The following is a 15301-nucleotide window of genomic DNA, read 5'->3' on the forward strand; positions in this document are numbered from 1 at the left end:
AAGCCCCGCTAAAAAACGGGACTTCATTCAAGCATTATAGATGACTCTCTATGTAAGTCACAGCATCGCCAACAGTAGCAATCTTTTCAGCATCTTCATCAGAAATTTCCATTTCGAATTCGTCTTCTAATTGCATTACAAGTTCTACTACATCTAGGGAGTCTGCTCCTAAATCTTCCTTGAAGCTTGCAGCTGGTACTACTTCTGTTTCTTCTACTCCTAAACGATCAACGATAATTTTTGTTACACGCTCTAAAACATCTGCCATTCCATTCACCTCCCCTCAAATATTATATTAAATATTGTCCAAAAAAACTAGCTGAAATCGATTCTTTTATTACATTACCATACCGCCATCAACATTTAACGTTTGACCTGTAATATATTTGCTTTGATCAGAAGCAAAAAACGTTACAGCATTTGCGATATCTTGCGCTTCACCAAACTGAGCTGCAGGAATTAATTTTAACATTTCAGCTTTTATATTTTCATCTAATACGTCTGTCATATCTGTCGCAATAAATCCAGGAGCAATTGCATTTACAGTAATATTGCGGCTTGCTAACTCTTTTGCTGATGTTTTTGTTAATCCGATTACACCTGCTTTAGCAGCAACATAGTTTGCTTGTCCTGGGTTTCCCGTTACTCCGACAACAGAAGCGATATTTACAATACGTCCATGACGTTGACGCATCATATATCGAGATACTGCCTTTGTACATAAAAATACACCTTTTAGGTTTGTATTAATAACTGTATCCCATTCTTCTTCTTTCATACGCATTAATAAATTATCTTTTGTTACACCTGCATTATTTACAAGAATATCAACTTGTCCAAATACATCTACAGTTTGTTTCACCATATTTGTAACGTCTTCAGCATTTGCAACATCTGCTCTTACTGCAATTGCATCCGAACCTAATTTCTTTATTTCATCAACTACTTCATTTGCCTTTTGCTCGTTACCAGCATAATTTACTACAACATTTGCCCCTTGTTTTGCTAAATCAATCGCAATTGCGCGACCAATTCCACGTGAAGCACCCGTTACTAATGCTACTTTCCCTTTTAACATCAGTTTTCTCCTCTCAAATTCGAAATGGTATCTTGTAATGTCTCTTCATCGTATATCGCGTATGCTTTCACTGATGAATCAATTGACTTCATAAGTCCAGCAAGTACTTTCCCAGGTCCAATCTCAATAAATGTATCTACCCCTTGACTCACCATATATTCAATGGATGGATACCATAAGACAGGCGAATAGAGCTGCTCGATTAGCTTTTCTTGAATATGTGCACCACTTGTAATAACGTCTGCTGTTACATTTGCGATTACCGGAATATTCGTATCTTGAATTGTAATTTCATTTAAGACACTTTGGAATTTCTCCGCCGCTGGCTTCATAAGCGCAGAGTGGAACGGTCCACTTACTTTAAGCGGAATTGCTCTCTTTGCACCATGTTCTTTCGCTCTTTGAGAAGCAATCTCGACTCCTTGCTTTGTTCCAGAAATCACAATTTGCTTCGTACTATTCATATTAGCAATTTGTACTGCATACCCTTCACTTGTTACTTCTTCTGTAACTTGTTTCAGCATATGTGGATCAGCACCTAAAATAGCCGCCATTGCACCTTCTCCGCCAGGAACAGCTTCTTCCATATATTCCCCACGTTTCCTTACAGCATATACTGCATCCTCAAAAGTTAATGCACCTGCTGCTACAAGAGCGCTATACTCACCTAAACTATGCCCTGCGACAAAGTCTGGTGTAATATCATACTCTTTTAAAGCTGTCAAAATAGCAAAACTCGTTGTTAATAAAGCAGGTTGCGCATTTGTTGTTAACGTAAGCTTTTCCTGCGGCCCTTCAAAAATCACTTCTGAAAGTGAGTCTTGCAACACCTCATCTGCTTTTGCAAATACATTTGCAACCTCTTTATTATTCTCTGCTAACTGTTTACCCATTCCAACTGCCTGTGAACCTTGGCCCGGAAAAAGAAATGCTAGTTTTCCCATTTCAAATCCTCCTCTTATTGGAGTGGCTCTTTCTCCATTACGCTTGAAATAGTAGGAATAACTTCTTTCGCTACCATTTCTCTCGTTTGACGAATCGCACTAAATATTGATTGGTCATTGGAAGAACCGTGAGCCTTAATGACAGGAGCTTTCAATCCAAATAACGCGGCTCCTCCATACTCCGAATAATCCATTTTATCTTTTAATACCATAAGTTTTGGTTTTAATACCGCCGCTGCTAATTTGCTCGTAAACGAACTCATTAACTGCTCTTTTAACATAGAGAATAATGCAAGTGCTGTTCCTTCTAATGATTTCAGTGCTACATTCCCTGTAAAACCGTCACATACAACAACATCTGCTACACCTTGCAATAAATCTCTTGATTCAACGTTCCCAACAAAATTAATTGGCGCATCTTTAAGCATTGCAAAGACTTGTTTTGAAAGCTCGTTACCTTTACCATCTTCTGTTCCAACGTTTAAAAGTCCAACGCGAGGATTTTTAATTCCTCTTACTTTCTCAGCGTATACAGATCCCATTACTGCATATTGATATAAATGAATTGGTTTTGCATCAACGTTCGCTCCAACATCTAACATAACAAAACCTTCTCCATCAACAGTTGGCATTGTAGGGGATAAAGCTGGTCGCTCAATTCCTTCCATACGACCTACAACAAACAATCCAGCCGCCATTAAAGCTCCTGTACTACCAGCTGATATACAAGCATCCGCTACACCGTCTTTCACTTGCTGCGCCGCAAGTACCATTGAAGCTTGTTTTTTTCGACGAACCGCTCTTACTGGTTCATCTGTCGATTCGATTTTTTCGTCTGTATGAAGTATAGTAATTCGTTCTTCACTCGTTAAGTATTGACGAATTTCCTCTTCTTTCCCCACTAACGTAATATGTAAATCAGAATATTCCTTAATAGCTTTCATTGCTCCTAGTACGACAGCCTTTGGAGCATGATCGCCGCCCATTGCATCTATTGCGATTTTCATAAGTTGTTACCTTCCTCACTATAATTACTAGATCGATACATTTCAAAAGTGCCTGTAAAAACAAGTTCTTCTCCAACGAAGCTACGCACTTTGACAACCGTCCGCCCTTTATCATTCTCTACATCTTCCACGCGCGCTTTTGCAACAACACGCTCTCCTAATTTTACAGGACGAATGTATCGAATGGTAGACTTTGCAGTTAAAGCTAATTCTTCATCAATAACCGCAACAGCTAGTGAGTTTGCTTGTGCAAACAAATGATGCCCACGGGCAATTTGATTTCTTTTAAATACGTGTTCTACCTTCACTTCAAAAATAGAAATCGCATGTCTATCTAATTCTATATCAATAATTTCTCCGACAACCTCTTCTAACGGTAAAGATTTCACATCTTCTTCATGTTGCTTTGTAGCTACATGTTTAATTCTTTCTCTTAATTCAGGAATAGATAATTCCATACGATCAAGACGTACAGTTTGTATACTCACTTGAAATTTTTCTGCTAAATCTTCATCCGTAATAAAAGGATTCGTTTCTATCGTTTGTTGTAATAATTCTTGTCTTTCTTTTTTACTTCTTCTTTTTTTCATACCGCACCATCCATTTTTATGACTAGGTACTAACAGTAGTATATAATCATTAAAAGTAGAATGCAACAAAAACTTTTGTTGCCTCCCTTTAATCGAGCTTCTCTCCCTGGAACACACCTGTCCCGTCAAGATACGTACGCAACGACGCATATTGATCATTATGCCAAAACGCTTCTGAATCTACTAGTAACGCCGCATCTTGTCTAGCTGTTTCTAGCGCCCGATAATCATGTACCATATCAGCAACCTTGAATTCTGGTAAACCACTTTGCTTACTCCCAAAGAAATCTCCAGGACCTCGTAATTCTAAATCTTTTTCTGACAATACAAATCCATCATTCGTTTCGGTCATAATACGCATTCGTTCTTTTCCCGTTTCCGATTTTGGATCCGCGATTAATAAACAATACGATTGTTCACTACCACGCCCAACACGGCCTCTTAGCTGATGAAGCTGTGATAAACCGAAACGCTCTGCATCATAAATAACCATTACAGTCGCATTCGGTACGTTCACACCCACCTCAACAACTGTTGTCGACACAAGAATTTGCACTTTATTTTCACTAAATTGCCCCATTATCTCTTCTTTTTCTTGAGATGATAATCTTCCATGCATTAATCCGACTTGACATTTCCCCTGATAATGATGAGTCAGCATACTATGTAAGTCGATTGCATTTTGTACATCAAGTTTCTCAGATTCTTCAATTAGAGGACAAATAACATATGCTTGTCTTCCTTTTTTTATCTCTTTCTCTACAAAACCGAGAACACGATCTAACATGTCATGTTTTGCCCAGTATGTTTCAATTACCTTTCTACCAGCCGGCATCTCATCGATTATAGAAACATCCATCTCTCCAAATGCAGTAATTGCTAACGTACGTGGAATTGGTGTTGCTGTCATAAATAATACATCTGGACTTTCACCTTTCTCACGTAAAACTCGTCGCTGCGCTACACCAAATCGATGTTGTTCATCAGTAATCACGAGACCTAACCTATGAAAAATAACTTCATCTTGAATTAAAGCATGCGTTCCAACAAGGATATCTATTTCTCCTTGTTCTAATTTTGCCAAAATCTCTCGGCGTTTCACACCTTTAACTGAACTTGTTAACAATTCAACCTTCATACCAAAGTGCGAGAACGTCTCTGCGAGCGATTGATAATGTTGTTCTGCTAAAATTTCTGTTGGAACCATTAAAGCACCTTGATAATGCGCTAATTTCGCTGCATAAAGACCAATTGCAGCGACCACCGTTTTACCAGAACCTACATCACCTTGCAACAGACGATTCATTCGATAAGGAGATGTCATATCTTTCATAATTTCATCTACAACTCGGCGTTGCGCACCAGTTAATGGAAACGGAAGTGCATCGATAAACTCTTGCAATTCTTCTGAAGGAATTTCTTTTTTCGTCCCTTTCGAATTTTCCCTCTCCATTTTTCGTAACGTTTGCATTTTTAACTGAAATAAGAAAAACTCCTCATATACAAAACGGCGACGCGCTTGCTTCAAATCTTCCTGACCTGTTGGAAAATGCAACGCCCGAAGCGCTTCATAACGCGGCAATAATTTATATCGACTTAGCAATCCATCAGGTAACACTTCAACTATAGAATCTCCATACTCTTTTAACGCTTGTGCAATAAAACGGCGCATCTGTTTTACTGTAAGTTTCCCTTTCACTGAGTACACAGGCTCTACTTCTTGTTGACGTACAACCGGTCCAAAATGAAGTTCTGATACCGCAATCGTTTGACGATGCTGATCCCATTTACCAGTAATCGTTACCGTTTCATCTAAATTTAACTTCTGCTTATAGTACGGCCTATTAAAACATACAGCTGTAATTAAATAACGACCTACGAGGACACGAACCGTAAGACGCGACTTCTTCTTCCCATAATATTGCAGTAAAGGAGCACTATGAACTTTTCCCTCTACTGTTACACGTTCATCATGCTTTACTTCAGCAAGATCTTTCATCGCATAGTCTTCATAACGGTACGGAAAATGTTCTAATAGATGAGAAACTGTATAAATTCCCATCTCGTGTAGTAATTCAGATGTTTCTCCTCCGATTCCCTTTACATCCGTAACAGGAACTTGTACAACTTCATTCAAGGTTCTCACGCTCCGTCACATTATTTTTTGATTCATTATCCATTAACATGATTGACATCTGTAATCGCTCTCTTTCACCCTATATATTCTATCATAGGCATTCTAAGAGAAACTACTCAAATCCCTCATAAACAACACGAAAGAAAAGAGCCTCACTATTAGCAGCAAGGCTCTTTTTTATCTTCAATATGCTAGCCTTTTGAATAAAAACTAGTAATAAACTTCATATTACTACTTATTATCCATTAGCAAGTAAGTAATCCATTTATTTTCAAAACGAATTTTTTCTTATTCTACAGAGAAGATGAAAGAATACACCGGTTGGTTTCCAGCATGTACTTCTACTTCTGCATCTTCAAAATTCTCTTCTACAAATTCAACTAATTCAGCTACCTCTTCATCAGTTGCATCTTCACCTTGTAGAATCGTTACGATTTCAGAATCTTCATCAATTAGTGCTTCTAGTAATTGCTTCGCAGCCCCTACTTTTTCAGCATTTGTTGATACGATTTTTCCATCTGCGATACACATGAAATCATCTTTTTGAATTGCCACACCATCAATTTCCGTATCACGTACAGCATACGTAATTTGACCTGTTTTCACATGAGATAAAGCTTCTTTCATGTTTTCTTCATTTTCCTCTAGCGTTCCAACTGGATTAAATGCTAACATTGCAGCCATACCTTGAGGAACTGTTTTTGAACGAACTACAATCACTTCTTGATCCACAACTGACGCTGCTTGTTCTGCTGCCATTACGATATTCCCGTTGTTCGGTAAAATAATGATTTTTTCAGCGTTTGCTTCTTCAATCGCCTTCACGATATCCTCAGTACTTGGATTCATCGTTTGGCCACCTTCGATAACTTTCGTCGCGCCAATGCTTTCAAATAAAGTTTTAATACCAGATCCCATAGCTACAGTTACGATACCGTACGGTTGTTTCTCTTTAGGCTGGCTAGTTGGCTCAGGCATCATAGCAGGCTCATCTAATAAAGCGGTATGCTGTTCACGCATATTCTCTACTTTAATCTTGATTAAACTACCGTAACGTTGTCCGTAGTTCATAGCGTCTCCAGGATGTTCTGCATGAATATGAACTTTTACAATTTCATCATCAGATACAACTAGTAGTGAATCACCATACACACTAATATCTTCACGGAATTTTTGTTCAGAGAAATTATGTTCTTTCACTTTATCAGCTTCTAATTTCACCATGAACTCCGTACAATATCCATACTTAATATCTTCTGTACTCAATTGGCTTTGTACACTACGGTGATGTTCTGCGCGCACCATTTCATTCATAGATGGTTGGGCAGGTGCATCAGAAGAAATCGTTTCTCCTTTTAAGTCAGCTAAAAACCCTTCGTAAACTACTACAAGACCTTTACCACCGCTATCTACAACGCCAACTTGTTTTAATACAGGTAATAAATCTGGCGTACGATTTAACGATGCATTTGCTTCTTTCACAACGTCTTCCATAAACAAAACAAAGTCGCGCTGTTTTTTCGCAACTGTTACTGCATATTTACCCGTTTCTCTTGCAACCGTTAAAATCGTTCCTTCAATCGGTTTCATAACCGCTTTGTAAGCCGCCTCTACTCCAGCTTCTAAAGCTGCAGCAAAATCAACTGTTGTTAATTCTTCTTTTTGTTCAATGGATTTCGAGAAACCACGGAACAACTGAGATAAAATAACTCCAGAGTTACCACGAGCTCCCATTAATAATCCTTTGGCTAAACTTACGCCGACTTTACCAGCATGTTGTGAAGGATTTGCTTTCACTTCACGTGCGCCTGAAGTCATAGATAAGTTCATGTTTGTACCGGTATCGCCATCTGGAACTGGAAATACGTTTAATGCATCAACAAGCTGAACATTATTCGTTAAATTATTCGCTCCTTGAATGATCATTTGTGATAAACGTTTTCCATCAATTTTTTGAATTGACACAGATTTTCCTCCTTAATGCACATTACAAGTTTATTACTTTAACTCCTTGTACGTAGATGTTTACAGAATCTACTGCTAGTCCTACAGTTTGATCTAATGTATATTTCACTTTCGTCTGCACGTTATGTGCTACTTCTGAAATTTTCGTACCATAGCTCACAATAATATACATATCAATATGTACTTCATCTTCATCTTTACGAACAATAACACCTCTAGTGAAATTTTCTTTTCGTAAAATGTCTGTTAATCCATCTTTTAACTGATTTTTTGATGCCATACCTACGATACCGTAGCAATCTACCGCGGCACCTCCAGCAATTGTTGCAATTACATCTGTACTAATATCAATTTGACCGTACTTCGTTTTAATTTCAATTGACATCTCGTTTTCCCCCTTCATAAATGGTGAAAGTGAGTTAGACTACTTTAGTTACTATCATATAATCTTTTTAAAGAAAATTCCATCGTTCTTTCTTTTTCACTCTCATATTTTATGTTGAAAACTACACTTTTTTATGATGAGCAAAATAGTCCATTGTTATTATACAACATGTATCACTATAATATGTCAAGCAATTTTTCTTGATTTCAACTTTTCTTCATTGACATATAGTGTCAAGTAATTTTTCTTGATTTCTTTTTTCTACAGTGTTGCATTCTCTTTTTAGTTGTGTTAAATTATAGTAGTGTTTTTAGCATCGCATAAAAGACTAACATTGAAAAATTACGTATGGTAAGGTATCAAGGGAGGGAAATATAAATGGCTCGTGTTTGTGCTATTACTGGAAGAAAAGCTCGTTCTGGTAACTCTCGTTCTCACGCAATGAACGCTACAAAACGTAAGTGGGGCGCTAACCTTCAAAAAGTTCGCGTACGCATCGACGGAAAAGTTCAACGTGTTTACGTTTCTGCTAGAGCATTAAAATCTGGCAAAATCGAACGTGTTTAATAATAAAAAAAAGAGCCGCTAGGCTCTTTTTTTACTATACCAATGGAAAAAGCACCGGTAATAGGTGCTTTTTTTAATCTTTTTTGAAGGTATTTAACATGGCACGAACAATTCCACCAAGAAATTTAGGTAACTTAATTGTATAAAATCTCATGGTTTCCCTCCTAATCCCCATTACTCCACTTGGTCACTATATGATGTAAGGAGCAAAATTGTTTCTTTAATCAGTGCTTCTTATCACCATTAATATGCCAGAAGTAAATGAAAAAGTACCTTTTTCCTCAACGAGTTCATTACTAATACAAAGTGTGGATCCCCACTCTATTTTTTTATTCGTTAGAGGATATTTAAAACCAAGTAATGTAATCCCTTCCACTATTTCAGTAACAGGCACAAAAGATACATAAGGGAAATTTTTATTTTCTTCAATTATATGTGTACCTACTCTTTTTACACTTATTTCATTTTGATTGTCTACAATACACATCTCTATTCCTACTTCTAATCCTTTTAAAAGCATTTGTATATTCGCTAAACCGTGATCAAGTCTTCCGCCAGTAGCACCAAAAATACGAATGAGTGCCGGCTTTTGTTCTAACGCCCAGTTAATCGCAATTTCTAAATCAGTTTGATCTTTTTCACGAGGAACAATATGTAAATCATTTGTTTGTTGCCCCATCCATGCTAATTCTTCTTCCGTAACCGAGTCATAATCTCCAAACGCAACAGCAGGAGTAATACCTCTTTTTAATAAACGATATACTCCTCTATCAACTGCCGCCCACACTACTTTCTCATTTTCATATGAAGAAAAATCTGCACAATATTCCGCGGGTCCTCCCGCTAAAATATGAATAATCATGTTTCCTTCCCCTTCTATTGTAAAAAGGCAATCTGCCATTCGGTAGATTGCCTTTTTATATATTTTTTCTCTACCCTTTATAAATAGTGAAAACTTACTACACTAGAAGATTCACTGGGATAAAGACTCGTTCATTCATTATCCACGAATGACACGAATTGCTTCACCGCGGTCTTTTTGATTGTATACTGCTGACCCAGCTACAAGTACATTTGCTCCTGCTTCTACACAAAGTCTTGCTGTTTCAGCGTTTACACCACCATCAACTTCAATTTCTACTTCTAGATTGCGCTCTTTAACCATTTCTGCAACTTGTTTAATTTTCGGTAATACAGAATGGATAAATTTCTGCCCACCAAATCCAGGGTTTACTGTCATAAGTAATACCATATCAATATCTTCTAATACATGCTCAATCACTGAAACTGGCGTATGCGGATTTAATACAACTCCTGCTTTAATGCCATGAGATTTAATTAACTGAATTGTACGATGCAAATGAGGGCACGCCTCTACATGAACAGTAATAATATCCGCTCCCGCTTTTGCGAAAGTCGGGATATAGTTATCAGGATTTTCAATCATTAAATGTACATCTAACGGTAACGATGTGATCGGACGAATTGCTTCTACAATTAATGGTCCAATCGTAATATTTGGTACGAAATGTCCATCCATTACATCGACGTGAATGTAATCCGCCCCGCCTTTTTCTACATCTTTAATCTCTTCCCCTAATTTTGAAAAATCTGCTGATAAGATCGATGGTGCAATTTTAATCATAACTAATACCTCGGCTTTCTCTCTCTAATTTCTTCTACAAATTGTTTGTAATTCTTATAACGATATTCTGTAATCTTCCCCTCTTCAACCGCAGCCTTCACAGCGCATTTCGGTTCAGAAAGATGTGTACACCCTCTAAATTTACAGTATTGGCTCGCTTCTTTCAACTCTGGAAAACAATATGTAAGATCTTCTACCTCTATATCTATGAAATCGAGTGAACTAAAACCAGGTGTATCTGCAACTAGTCCGCTTCCAATCGCAATTAATTCTACGTGTCTTGTCGTATGTTTCCCGCGTCCTAAATGTGAGGAAATATCATTCGTTTTCAGTTCTAATTCTGGACGTAAGACGTTAAGCATAGAAGATTTTCCAACACCAGATTGCCCCGCAACGACGGAAACACAACCTTCTAAGAATGGTTTTAAAATGTCAATACTTTCCGATGTATTTATAGAAGTAAATAATACATCATATCCCATCTCACGATAGTCATTTGCATAAGATTCAACAGTCTCTCTCATTTTTTCATCCACTAAATCCATCTTACTAATGCAAATAATCGGCTTAATGTTATGATATTCAATCAGCACTAAAAATCGATCTAACAGTCCCGGATTAAAATCTGGTTCTACTGCAGAAAATACGAGTATCGCTTGATCAACATTAGCAATAGGAGGCCTAACAAGTTCATTTTTTCGATCAAATACTTCAAGCACGTATCCTTCACTTGGATTATCAGCCTGAAAAACAACTTGGTCTCCTACCAATGGTGTAATTTTATTTTTTCTAAACACACCACGCCCGCGACATTGTGTAATCCCTTCTTCATGCTGCACATAATAAAATCCACTTAGAGCTTTTACAATTTTTCCTTCTGGCATATAATTCTCCTTTATTCTGTATAAAGTGAAGCTGTAATTCCTATTGAATGGATTATCATTCTTTAAATAAAGATTTCAAAACCCGTCATATATACAAGTTAATACGTTTAATCTACCATTAAATTTAAAATATTATTTATAACAGTATCACTTTTATAGCTTTTTGAACCATATATTTTTGCCTGTTATACGGTCCACTATATGTAGACAGCATAACAGGCAGGAGTAATACATTCCATTCCCTCTAGAAAGAAAATGGAATTCATTATTATTGAGTTGGATATGGTACTTCTTTGTCAATAATCGTTACACCATCTCGTACAATTTTATAGTGTCCTTTTGTACCTTCTTGAATTACAAATTCTAATGAAATAGTTGCCGACTCTGAAATTGTTCTAGTTTCAATTGGTCTATCCATTTTTTGTTGCATATCTTCTTTATAAATTTCTATCGTTTGCGGTTTTTTCTCACCTATTATAGAAGACTCATACGGAATAGAAATATTATCCACTTTCACTGTTTTCGTTACTTTCGGCTTAGGACCATCTGAAATAACAATCGTCACTTTATCTCCTTCTTTTAACGGCGTTCCTGGTTTTGGAGATTGCGAAATTACAAGTCCTTTATCAACAGTATCGGAATACTCTCGTTTTATATCTGGAGTTAGTTTCCTCTCATTCAAATAACCATTGACACTATTTTCAGTCCATCCTGAAAAGTCACCTGGTCTAATTTGATAAGGACCTTTACTTACCCAAATTTTCAGGTCTTGTTCCGCCTCTACTACCATTTGATCTGGCGTCGGAATTTGCTCAACGATTTCACCTTTTGGTCTATCATTTTCAATATAATTTATTGTAACTTGTTTATATTTTTCTTCTAATTCAGACCTTATGCTCTCAAAATCTTTCCCTGTAAGATCACTCATCTTACTTTTCTTTTTTCCACCTGATTGATAGATAGTAATTTTAGAGTTTTCTTTCACGACTCTTCCTGCCACAGGGTCTGTTTTTATGACATCACCAGTTTCAACATCATCTGTATATACAATATTAGGTTCCGTAACCTCAAAACCTTTTTCAACTAATGTATTTACTGCTGTCGTATATTTCATACCAGACACATCAGGGACTTTTACATCTTTTGGAATAAAGAATCCTGGAATAACAGTAAGCGCTAACGTTATTCCGATTGCTAAAAGTAAAAATATTGTAATTAAAATTTTGAGCCATTTATTACTTCGTTTTTTCTTCTTATTTAAATCCGTTTCTTCTTTTCTTGTCTGTTCATCCACTTTACTTCCTTTTAAAACAATTGTTTCATCAGTAACGTTTTCAAATAATTGTTCTTGTTGAATAATCGGAATCGCTTTTGTCGCTTCCATATCTTCCGGTATGTAAAATGGCTGCTCATTTATCCTCTCTGGATATAGCGCCGTTTCAATATCTCGTTTCATCGCATTGGCAGATTGATATCGATGAAACGGATCTTTCGCAGTTGCCTTTAATATAATATTTTCGACACTTTGCGGAATATTTTCATTCCATCTTTTTGGAGACGGAATTTCACTTTGTAAATGTTTTAAAGCTATAGCAACAGCAGATTCACCAGAAAACGGTTGTCTTCCTGTTAACAACTCAAACATAACAATCCCTAGGGAATAAATATCTGATTGTTTATTTGCTATCCCGCCACGTGCTTGTTCTGGTGATAAGTAATGCACCGAACCGAGTACTGAATTTGTATGTGTAATTGTTGTTGCACTTGTAGCTGTCGCAATTCCAAAATCTGTTACTTTTATTACTCCATCAGCTCGAATTAAAATATTGTGCGGTTTAATATCACGATGCACAATTTCAAAATGATGGGCGTGTGCCATGGCGGATGTTAACTGCTCCATAATATCAAGAGCTTCTCCTATCGATAACATTCCTCGCTCAATTATGTATTGCTTCAATGTTTGTCCTGGTACATACTCCATTACAAGATAATATATACCATCTTCTTCTCCGACATCATACATATTCACAATATTTGGATGCGACAACGTTGTAACAGACTGCGCTTCTCGATGGAAACGTTTAATAAACTCTTCGTTATTTGAATAGTCGAGTCGTAATATTTTTACCGCTACATCCCGGCCCAGTATATCATCATGAGCTAAATATACATTGGCCATTCCACCGCCACCAATCATTTTCAGCAGCTTATAACGGTCATTTAAGCGTTTTCCAATCAGCACGTTGCACTTCACCTACTTTCGTTTGTCGAACCCGCATAATCAATCAGAACAAGGGTAATATTATCTTCCCCACCACGATCATTCGCCAATTGAATGAGACGTTGCCCCTTAGTTTCTAGCTGTTCATTTAACTGTAAAATTTGTTGCATATCAGCAATAGAAACTTTGTTAGATAATCCATCAGAGCAAAGAAGTAACTGATCATCTTCCTCTAGCACCAACGTTTTAACATCTAATCCGACTTTCTCTTCTGTTCCTAATGCCCTTAATAAAACATTCTTTTTCGGGTGATATTCTGCGTCTTCTTTTGAAATTTCACCATGTCTCACAAGTTCATTTACAAGTGAGTGATCTTCCGTTACAAGCGAGATTTCTCCCTCTGATACCATATAACAACGACTATCCCCTATATGACCTATTGTCACAAAGCTCGGCGTACAAATTGCTATTATAAGTGTTGTTCCCATGCCATTACATTCTACATGTTGCTTAGAGTACTCATATATACGCTCATTAATAATCCCAACACTAGTATGTAACCACTCTTCTACTTTTTTTGGCTCATTCATATTATGCGTTTGCTTCCAATAATCATGGAATAATTGAATGGTCATCGAGCTAGCTACATCACCAGCTCGATGACCTCCCATTCCATCTGCTACTACCGCTAAAATATTTCCATCTAAATTATGAAAAACTCCTGCACTATCTTCATTATGTTGACGAACTTTTCCTTTATCTGATAGAAACACGGCTTTCATCTCGTCACCTCGTCTCTTCTTTGCGCTCCTTCGCACGCAACTGACCGCAGGCTGCATCAATATCATGACCTTGTTCACGGCGAATCGTTACATTTACTCCACGATCTTTTAACGTTTTTTCAAACAAGAAAATTTGTTCACGTGGCGTACGTACATAATCACGTTCAGGTACGTAGTTTACCGGAATTAAGTTCACATGACATTTTACACCTTTTAAGAGCGCAGCAAGTTCTTCAGCGTGCTCAACTTGGTCATTTTCTCCTCCAAATAGTCCATATTCAAAAGTAATACGACGCCCTGTTCTATTTACATAGTATTTAATAGCTTCCATCAAATCTGGTAGCTTATAAGCACGGTTAATCGGCATTAATTTTGAACGTAATTCTGAGTTTGGAGCATGCAGTGAAATCGCAAAATTAATTTGTAAGTCTTCTTCAGCGAACTTATAAATTTTCGGGATAATTCCACTTGTCGAAACTGTCATATGTCTCGCACCAATATGAAGTCCTTTTTCATGGTTAATGATGCGTAAGAATCCCATTAAATTATCGTAGTTATCAAATGGTTCTCCAATTCCCATAACGACAAGAGAACTTACACGTTCTTCTGATTCATCAAGTGCACGTTGCACTTCTACTACTTGCGCTACAATTTCTCCAGCTTCTAAGTTTCGCTTTAAACCGCCAAGCGTTGAAGCACAGAACGTACATCCAATACGACAACCTACTTGCGTTGTTACACAAATGGAATTTCCATATTCATGTCGCATTAATACCGTTTCAATAGAATATCCATCGTATAATTGGAATAAGAATTTAATTGTTCCATCCGAAGACGTTTGTTTTACTAACGTATTTAAAGTAGTAATATCAAAGGAATTCGACAATTTTTCACGCAATCCTTTAGAAAGGTTTGACATATCCTCATAATTTTTTACACGTTTTTTATATAACCAATCAAAAATTTGTCCAGCACGGAACTTTGGTTCTCCTTGCTCCTTTAACCAATCTTGCATTTCATGAAGTTGTAAAGAGTAAATTGATGGTTTTTTCGTTTCTAAATTTTTCTTTTGTTTTCTCACAGTCGTTTCCACGAT

General features: G+C 37.0%; 16 protein-coding genes. 1 reads left to right on the top strand and 15 read right to left on the bottom strand.

From position 1 onward, the window contains the following. Window positions 1-34: 34 nt before the first annotated feature. From acpP to PDQ40_RS10095, 8 genes are all read right to left on the bottom strand, one after another. Complete coding sequence (gene acpP / locus PDQ40_RS10060) at window positions 35-268, bottom strand: acyl carrier protein (protein ID WP_000786062.1); 234 nt, start codon at window positions 266-268, stop codon at window positions 35-37. A gap of 69 nt (window positions 269-337) precedes the next feature. Beyond that, complete coding sequence (gene fabG, locus PDQ40_RS10065; protein WP_000911784.1) at window positions 338-1078, bottom strand: 3-oxoacyl-[acyl-carrier-protein] reductase; 741 nt, start codon at window positions 1076-1078, stop codon at window positions 338-340. Next, entirely contained in the window at window positions 1078-2022 is a 945-nt protein-coding gene (gene fabD / locus PDQ40_RS10070; RefSeq protein WP_000516951.1) for an ACP S-malonyltransferase, read from the bottom strand. Before fabD ends, fabG begins: the two co-directional genes overlap by 1 nt. 14 nt (window positions 2023-2036) lie before the next feature. Next, window positions 2037-3029 carry a phosphate acyltransferase PlsX gene (plsX, locus tag PDQ40_RS10075; RefSeq protein WP_000684108.1) on the bottom strand — a complete coding sequence of 331 codons (993 nt, stop codon included), beginning with the start codon at window positions 3027-3029 and terminating at the stop codon, window positions 2037-2039. Next, window positions 3026-3619 (bottom strand): transcription factor FapR, encoded by a 594-nt coding sequence (gene fapR / locus PDQ40_RS10080; protein WP_000747352.1) that lies wholly within the window; start codon window positions 3617-3619, stop codon window positions 3026-3028. The genes plsX and fapR overlap by 4 nt, the downstream gene beginning before the upstream one ends. A gap of 88 nt (window positions 3620-3707) precedes the next feature. Continuing rightward, window positions 3708-5756, bottom strand: a complete 2049-nt coding sequence (recG, locus tag PDQ40_RS10085; protein WP_001006882.1) for an ATP-dependent DNA helicase RecG — start codon at window positions 5754-5756, stop codon at window positions 3708-3710. Between the two features lie 288 nt (window positions 5757-6044). Then, window positions 6045-7721 (bottom strand): DAK2 domain-containing protein, encoded by a 1677-nt coding sequence (locus PDQ40_RS10090; RefSeq protein WP_000027110.1) that lies wholly within the window; start codon window positions 7719-7721, stop codon window positions 6045-6047. 22 nt (window positions 7722-7743) lie between these two features. Continuing rightward, entirely contained in the window at window positions 7744-8106 is a 363-nt protein-coding gene (locus PDQ40_RS10095) for an Asp23/Gls24 family envelope stress response protein (RefSeq protein WP_000021109.1), read from the bottom strand. Window positions 8107-8484: 378 nt separating this feature from the next. Between PDQ40_RS10095 and rpmB the strand changes: the two genes are divergently transcribed. Further along, the gene (rpmB, locus tag PDQ40_RS10100) at window positions 8485-8673 is read left to right on the top strand and encodes a 50S ribosomal protein L28 (protein ID WP_000124776.1); all 189 of its coding nucleotides are present in this window, start codon (window positions 8485-8487) and stop codon (window positions 8671-8673) included. Window positions 8674-8746: 73 nt separating this feature from the next. On the opposite strand, the gene spoVM is transcribed toward rpmB, so the two are convergent. The 7 genes from spoVM to rlmN all read right to left on the bottom strand — a co-directional run bounded on the left by spoVM (window position 8747) and on the right by rlmN (window position 15298). Beyond that, window positions 8747-8827, bottom strand: coding sequence for a stage V sporulation protein SpoVM (spoVM, locus tag PDQ40_RS10105; protein WP_001213599.1), 81 nt, complete (start codon window positions 8825-8827; stop codon window positions 8747-8749). Window positions 8828-8893: 66 nt separating this feature from the next. Beyond that, window positions 8894-9574, bottom strand: a complete 681-nt coding sequence (locus tag PDQ40_RS10110) for a thiamine diphosphokinase (RefSeq protein ID WP_001998094.1) — start codon at window positions 9572-9574, stop codon at window positions 8894-8896. Window positions 9575-9673: 99 nt separating this feature from the next. After that, on the bottom strand, window positions 9674-10318 hold the full coding sequence (rpe, locus tag PDQ40_RS10115) for a ribulose-phosphate 3-epimerase (protein WP_000589966.1): 645 nt from the start codon (window positions 10316-10318) through the stop codon (window positions 9674-9676). Between the two features lie 2 nt (window positions 10319-10320). Continuing rightward, window positions 10321-11202, bottom strand: coding sequence for a ribosome small subunit-dependent GTPase A (gene rsgA / locus PDQ40_RS10120; RefSeq protein WP_001113936.1), 882 nt, complete (start codon window positions 11200-11202; stop codon window positions 10321-10323). 268 nt (window positions 11203-11470) lie between these two features. After that, window positions 11471-13444 carry a serine/threonine protein kinase PrkC gene (prkC, locus tag PDQ40_RS10125; protein ID WP_000904769.1) on the bottom strand — a complete coding sequence of 658 codons (1974 nt, stop codon included), beginning with the start codon at window positions 13442-13444 and terminating at the stop codon, window positions 11471-11473. A gap of 8 nt (window positions 13445-13452) precedes the next feature. Beyond that, a complete protein-coding gene (locus tag PDQ40_RS10130; RefSeq protein WP_000648697.1) occupies window positions 13453-14205 on the bottom strand; it encodes a Stp1/IreP family PP2C-type Ser/Thr phosphatase in 753 nt (250 codons plus the stop codon). Window positions 14206-14209: 4 nt separating this feature from the next. Next, a complete protein-coding gene (gene rlmN, locus PDQ40_RS10135) occupies window positions 14210-15298 on the bottom strand; it encodes a 23S rRNA (adenine(2503)-C(2))-methyltransferase RlmN (protein WP_000450543.1) in 1089 nt (362 codons plus the stop codon). Window positions 15299-15301: the final 3 nt, after the last annotated feature.

Source organism: Bacillus cereus group sp. Bc061 (genome assembly GCF_027715825.1).
Taxonomy (GTDB): Bacteria; Bacillota; Bacilli; order Bacillales; family Bacillaceae_G; genus Bacillus_A; species Bacillus_A paranthracis.

Coding starts and splice junctions, on each gene's coding strand:
- acpP (WP_000786062.1), bottom strand. CDS start 268: ATGGCAGATGTTTTAGAGCGTGTAACAAAAATTATCGTTGATCGTTTA.
- fabG (WP_000911784.1), bottom strand. CDS start 1,078: ATGTTAAAAGGGAAAGTAGCATTAGTAACGGGTGCTTCACGTGGAATT.
- fabD (WP_000516951.1), bottom strand. CDS start 2,022: ATGGGAAAACTAGCATTTCTTTTTCCGGGCCAAGGTTCACAGGCAGTT.
- plsX (WP_000684108.1), bottom strand. CDS start 3,029: ATGAAAATCGCAATAGATGCAATGGGCGGCGATCATGCTCCAAAGGCT.
- fapR (WP_000747352.1), bottom strand. CDS start 3,619: ATGAAAAAAAGAAGAAGTAAAAAAGAAAGACAAGAATTATTACAACAA.
- PDQ40_RS10095 (WP_000021109.1), bottom strand. CDS start 8,106: ATGTCAATTGAAATTAAAACGAAGTACGGTCAAATTGATATTAGTACA.
- rpmB (WP_000124776.1), top strand. CDS start 8,485: ATGGCTCGTGTTTGTGCTATTACTGGAAGAAAAGCTCGTTCTGGTAAC.
- spoVM (WP_001213599.1), bottom strand. CDS start 8,827: ATGAGATTTTATACAATTAAGTTACCTAAATTTCTTGGTGGAATTGTT.
- PDQ40_RS10110 (WP_001998094.1), bottom strand. CDS start 9,574: ATGGCAGATTGCCTTTTTACAATAGAAGGGGAAGGAAACATGATTATT.
- rpe (WP_000589966.1), bottom strand. CDS start 10,318: ATGATTAAAATTGCACCATCGATCTTATCAGCAGATTTTTCAAAATTA.
- rsgA (WP_001113936.1), bottom strand. CDS start 11,202: ATGCCAGAAGGAAAAATTGTAAAAGCTCTAAGTGGATTTTATTATGTG.
- PDQ40_RS10130 (WP_000648697.1), bottom strand. CDS start 14,205: ATGAAAGCCGTGTTTCTATCAGATAAAGGAAAAGTTCGTCAACATAAT.